The sequence below is a fragment of the Sphingomonas sp. genome, from assembly GCF_030145815.1.
Lineage (GTDB): Bacteria > Pseudomonadota > Alphaproteobacteria > Sphingomonadales > Sphingomonadaceae > Sphingomonas.
In genome coordinates, this window is record NZ_JAIXHL010000063.1 from 1 (window position 1) to 5,247 (window position 5,247).

Here is a 5,247-nt window from a genome sequence, read left to right on the forward strand (position 1 = left end):
ATGTTCGGTAAACTCAAACAACAGCGCCGCATCGCGACCCGCTACGACAAAACCGTCCTATCCTTCGAGAGCTTCCTAAACCTCGCCGCTGCAAGGCTGTGGTTGAAATCTTTTGTCAACACGACCTGGTGGCCGTTGCACGAACCGCTCCGCGGATTGGCGCTAGCCTCGATGTAAAGCGGCCCAGCGAGCGCCGCGCCTGATTGAACGTCGGCTGCCGTAGGCGGACCCTTTCGGCTCCTTTACCTGAGGAGTCGAACGATGAACGAGCTTATCCAGATTGGCCCGATCAGCCCGCTGCGCCAGCGCCTGATCGACGATATGACCATAGCCAGACATGCCTTCCCGACGTCTTTCCGACATAGCTTCTGCCCCGGCCGTCTTACAGAGCGCACCGGCCGCGTAGCAAAACGACATCAGATCGGGAGCCTCGTCGTATATTTGATCTGCTCCATGGCAAAAGACGAGGTCACGTCACGCAATGCCGTTCGCTTGATCAGAGATTTATATATGCGATCGAAATCCGAGATGTCGCGGCAAAGAATTTTGAGCAGATAATCGACATCTCCGCTCATTCTGTAAAATTCAACGACCTCAGGAATAGCCGAAATGGCTTCGGCGAATTCGCGGAGCCAAGTCTCATGATGCTGATTCGTACGGACCGAGACGAAAACGGTGACGCCCAGATCCAGCAGATCGCGATCCAGCAGCGCAACCCGCTCACGCACATAGCCTTCGTTTTCCAGGCGCTTGATCCGTTTCCAGCAGGGACTTTGTGACAGGCCAACTGCCGCAGCGATTTCTGCCAGCGACTGATCCGCATTGTCCTGCAAGCAGCGCAATATCTTCCTGTCCAAGGAGTCGAGCAAAATATTCTACCCTTCAGCGAAAAATGACAATTTTCTCTCTGTCATTTGGCAGATTATGGAAATCTTTGGAACCACCTTTCTCGCGTCCTCGCATAAAAGTGAGGCGAGGAGATCTTCATGTTTTCACGTCTGTTCACCAAGCATCCCGCGTCGGTTGGGGAAAGCTACCTGCAGCACCTCACCCATTCGGCTTCATTCGGGCTTACCATGCTTGCCGGAGCGTTCGCCTGCTTCATTCACGCACTTCTGCCGATGCTATTCGAGCGAACTGGAAGCGGCATCATCGCACGTCTTCATGACAGGATGATCGTCAATCGGTCTCGCATCAAGCGCGCCAAGGGCTGCGAGCCCGCAGAGTGACCGACGCCGTCCGCCAACCGACCCTTTCATTAACCATTGCGTCACGACTTGGCGGATTTGCGCTCTGCGGCGGGATCGCCGCGCTTTCGATGATCGCAGGCTCGGCATCTGCGACGCCGCCCGTATTAATCGCGTTGATCATCGGTATGGCGCTGGCCCATCTCGTCGACGTCTCGCCGGCCGCAGCGGGGACGGAATTTACGGCGCGCGCCATTCTGCGCCTTGGCATTGCCTTCCTCGGCGTAAGGCTCTCAATCGACCAGATTGCCGCACTGGGCGCGTCGGCGGTGCTCATCTCGGCGGGCGCGGTCCTGCTTATGCTGAGTGCTGGAACCGGTCTGGCACTTCTGCTCGGCATGCCGCGCAGTCGATCCATCCTATCGGCTGGAGCGGTTGGCATTTGCGGAGCCTCGGCGGCGCTTGCCATTTCGACCGTGCTGCCCGCCGATCCGGCGCGCGAGCGCCAGACGATCGCGACGGTCGCCCTCGCCACGGCGCTCAGCACGATTGCGATGCTTCTCTATCCCATGATCGCTCTTCGCCTCGGCTTTGACCAGATTGAAGCCGCGATCTTCTTCGGAGCTTCAATCCACGACGTCAGCCAGGTCGCAGGAGCAGGAGCGATGATTTCGCCGGACGCCGCGAGCGCAGCGGTCGCGACAAAGCTGGTCCGTGTCGCCTGCCTGGCGCCAGCCGTCGCCGCGATCCTTTTCCTCTCGACACGGTTTGGCACCAAGGACGGCCAGAGCACACCGCCGCGCAGTAGTTTCTTTTTCCTTATCGGCTTCGCGCTGATGGCGGCCGGCAGCAATTTGGGTGCGATTACCGGCTACTTTCGCGAAGGGTTTTCGCAGGCAGCGACATTCTGCCTTGTCGCAGCGACGGCTGCTCTCGGTCTCAAAAGCTCGATTGGTGCATTGATGTCGGAGGGCTGGCGCCCGCTCATCGTCATGGTCGTCCAGACCTTGCTGCTCGCCGCCTATGTGATTGGCGCCATCCATTTTCTGAGAATTTAGGGGATCATCATGTTCCAAGACATTCAGCCGCCGCCAGCCGATTCTCTCATGGAGGTAGGAAAGCTCTACCGGGCCGACGACCGATCGGACAAGATGGATCTCGGCGTTGGGACATATCGAGACAATGGCGGCCAGATCAAGGTGATGGCCACCGTCAAGGAGGCTGAAGGCTGGAAGCTGAAAAGCCAGATCGGCAAGGGGTATCTTGGTCCCGCCGGCGACCCCCTGTTCTGCGAGCTTCTCATCGCCGAGCTCTTGCCAAACCTGGAAGCGATGGCGGAAGGGCGCATGGCGACAATCCAGACGCCGGGCGGCACCGGTGCTTACCGGCTTGGACTCGAACTTGCCGCCCATCTGTCTCCGGGATCCCGCCTGATTGTTGGCACCCCAACCTGGCCAAATCATATCCCGACGGCCGAACATTGCGGTATCGAACATGTCGCTTACCCCTATTATGACGCGGCCACCGGCAGGGTAGATTTCGAAAGCTTGATCGCAGCGGCCAACGCGGCGAGGCCGAGGGATTTATTCCTCCTGCACGGTTGCTGCCACAATCCGACAGGGGCCTCGCTTACCCGGTCGCAGTGGCTCGCCCTCCGCGCTGTTCTCGCCGCGAAAGATCTGGTGCCGGTCGTCGACCTTGCTTACGCTGGGCTTGCCCGCGGTATTGAGGCGGACATGGAAGGAACACGGTTGCTTCTGGACGCCCTGCCACAGGTGATCGTCGCAATTTCCTGCTCAAAGAGTTTCGGCCTTTACAGTGATCGCACCGGTATGCTTGCAGTTCTGGCCCCCAATAGCCGTTCCGCGCGGTCATGCCGCCTCACGGCCGAAGCGCTGGCGAGGATGCTCTGGTCCAATCCACCGGACCACGGCGCCGCGGTGGTTAGAATGATCCTCAGCGACCCGACGTTGCGGAACGCCTGGTACGGTGAACTCGAAGAAATGCGCACGCGGCTTTTGTCTGTTCGGACGCGCCTGGCCGCGGCCTCGATCGCAGGCGACATTGATATAGAAGGACAAGACGGCCTGTTCACGATGCTTCCACTACAGGCGGCGCAAATTCTCGCGCTCCGGCGCGAGCACGCCATCTATCTCGACCTCAGTTCACGCATCAACATCGCGGGGCTGAACGACAACAACATCGACCGGTTCATCGAAGCTTGCCGGCACGTGATACTGCACCCTTGCATCGCATGATCACGTGCCGCCGGCGGCCATCGCAATATCGATGATAGCGATGGCCGCATGGCGCTTGCGTGCGGCGCGGGGAACTTCATCGAAGCACCCTCGCGAGCACGTCCATCGATCCACGCCGTGCCCCTGCCAACCCACGAGGATCGCAAAGTTCCGTCGATCGACCTCCATTTCGATTTTCTATAGAAGTGAGTCCCAGGAAAATGACCTTGATCAATTTGCCTTTTGACCCCCGGCTGCTGCCCCGTTTCGCCGACATTTCCCCGGATCAAATTCTGCCAGCGATTGACGCTGCGATTGCTGAACATCAGGCGGTTGTTGCCGACATCGTAGCGCGAAGGCCGTCCAAATTCCCCGAAATCTGGATGCCGATCGAACGTGTGGCCAATCTCATCGACGCAGTCTGGTGGACGGTATCGCATCTCAACGGAGTGGCCGATAGCCCGGAATTACGCGCCGCCCATGCTGAAGCCCAGCGTCGGCTGATCGACAACGAAATGGAGTTCGGCCAGAATCGGGATCTTTACGACCTCCTGGTGGGTTTGACGAAATCCTCCGGTTTCGCTGATTTGCACCAGGCGGATCAAGTTGTCGTCAAACGCACGATCCGCGATTTTACGATGGCCGGCGTTGCCCTGGCCCCCGACCAGCGTCGGCGTTTTCGCGAAATCTCGGTAGAATTGTCAGAGCTCTCTACCGCCTTCGGCAGCGCGGTGCTCGACGCCACGGACGCTTGGGACGAAATGATCGATGACGAGCACTTGCTGGCTGGTGTTTCCGATACGGATAAGGCGATGTTTCGCGATGCCGCGCGAGCCAAGGGCGTCGACGGATGGCGCGTTACGCTCCAACAGCCCAGCGTCGCCGCGATTCTCACTTTCGCGGAGAATCGGGATTTGCGCGCGCGCCTGTACCGCGCAAATGTGACCCGAGCATCCGATCAAGGGCCGTGCGCGGGACAGTTCGACAACACCCCCCGCATTTCCCGCCTCATCGACCTGCGGCGAGAGGCTGCAATTCTCCTCGGCTTTTCGAACCCGGTGGAGCAATCGCTGGCGACAAAGATGGCCCCGAACTCGAGCGAAGTGCTCGCATTCCTGCGCGATCTCGCGGAGCGCGCGCGCCCGGCTGCAGAACGCGACCTCGCGGACCTGCAGACTTTCGCAATGGAGGTGCTCGGATACGACGATCTTCAGCCTTGGGATGTGGCTTTCGCTTCGGATCGGTTGCGGCAGCGGTTGCACGCCATCGACGAGCAGGAAATACGGACCTATTTTCCGGTCGATCGCGTGTTGAAAGGCTGGAAGAATCTGCTCGGACAACTGTTCGGCATTCGGCTAGTCGATCGTGATAATGTGGCGGTCTATCATCCCGATGTCCGTTATTTCGACGTCGCCGACGATGACGGCACGGTCATCGCGGGTGTCTATCTCGATCTTTACGCGAGGCCGGGGAAGCGGAACGGCGCCTGGATGTCTGCCGCGCGGGCGAGGCTTGACGACGGCGATGCGCAAACTCTGCCTGTGGCCTATCTTGTATGCAACTTCGCGCCGTCGAGCGAGGCGGTGCCATCGCTGCTCAGCCATTATGACGTGACGACACTGCTTCATGAGACCGGCCACTGCCTGCACCATCTGTTCACGCGCGTAGATCGTCCATCGATCGCGGGGATCAACGGGTTCGAATGGGATGCGATAGAACTTCCGAGCCAGCTCATGGAAGATTTCGCCTGGGATAGAGGCGTGCTGACCGGCATGTCGGGGCATTTTCGCAGCGGCGCGCCGTTGCCCGAAACACTCTTTGAT

At 59.4% G+C, this 5,247-nt stretch carries 6 protein-coding genes; 4 read left to right on the forward strand and 2 right to left on the reverse strand.

The annotated features are described in order from the left end of the window. Window positions 1–416: 416 nt before the first annotated feature. A complete protein-coding gene (locus tag KYX69_RS22760; RefSeq protein ID WP_300501641.1) occupies window positions 417–869 on the reverse strand; it encodes an Lrp/AsnC family transcriptional regulator in 453 nt (150 codons plus the stop codon). Between the two features lie 117 nt (window positions 870–986). On the opposite strand from KYX69_RS22760, the gene KYX69_RS22765 reads away from it, so the two are divergent. The 3 genes from KYX69_RS22765 to KYX69_RS22775 are packed head-to-tail and all read left to right on the forward strand — an operon-like array spanning window position 987 to window position 3,445. Beyond that, window positions 987–1,229 carry a DUF6356 family protein gene (locus KYX69_RS22765; protein ID WP_300501642.1) on the forward strand — a complete coding sequence of 81 codons (243 nt, stop codon included), beginning with the start codon at window positions 987–989 and terminating at the stop codon, window positions 1,227–1,229. Beyond that, complete coding sequence (locus tag KYX69_RS22770) at window positions 1,226–2,245, forward strand: putative sulfate exporter family transporter (RefSeq protein ID WP_300501643.1); 1,020 nt, start codon at window positions 1,226–1,228, stop codon at window positions 2,243–2,245. The genes KYX69_RS22765 and KYX69_RS22770 overlap by 4 nt, the downstream gene beginning before the upstream one ends. Window positions 2,246–2,254: 9 nt before the next feature. Then, window positions 2,255–3,445: an aromatic amino acid transaminase gene (locus tag KYX69_RS22775; RefSeq protein ID WP_300501644.1), complete on the forward strand. Its 1,191-nt coding sequence runs from the start codon at window positions 2,255–2,257 to the stop codon at window positions 3,443–3,445. Here the strand turns inward: KYX69_RS22775 and KYX69_RS22780 are convergent, their stop codons facing one another. Next, window positions 3,446–3,613, reverse strand: a complete 168-nt coding sequence (locus KYX69_RS22780; protein ID WP_300501645.1) for a hypothetical protein — start codon at window positions 3,611–3,613, stop codon at window positions 3,446–3,448. It lies immediately after the preceding gene. A gap of 32 nt (window positions 3,614–3,645) precedes the next feature. Between KYX69_RS22780 and KYX69_RS22785 the strand changes: the two genes are divergently transcribed. Beyond that, the coding region (locus KYX69_RS22785; protein WP_300501646.1) for a M3 family metallopeptidase at window positions 3,646–5,247 on the forward strand (1,602 nt) is incomplete at its 3' end.

Coding starts and splice junctions, on each gene's coding strand:
- KYX69_RS22765 (WP_300501642.1), top strand. CDS start 987: ATGTTTTCACGTCTGTTCACCAAGCATCCCGCGTCGGTTGGGGAAAGC.
- KYX69_RS22775 (WP_300501644.1), top strand. CDS start 2,255: ATGTTCCAAGACATTCAGCCGCCGCCAGCCGATTCTCTCATGGAGGTA.
- KYX69_RS22780 (WP_300501645.1), bottom strand. CDS start 3,613: ATGGAGGTCGATCGACGGAACTTTGCGATCCTCGTGGGTTGGCAGGGG.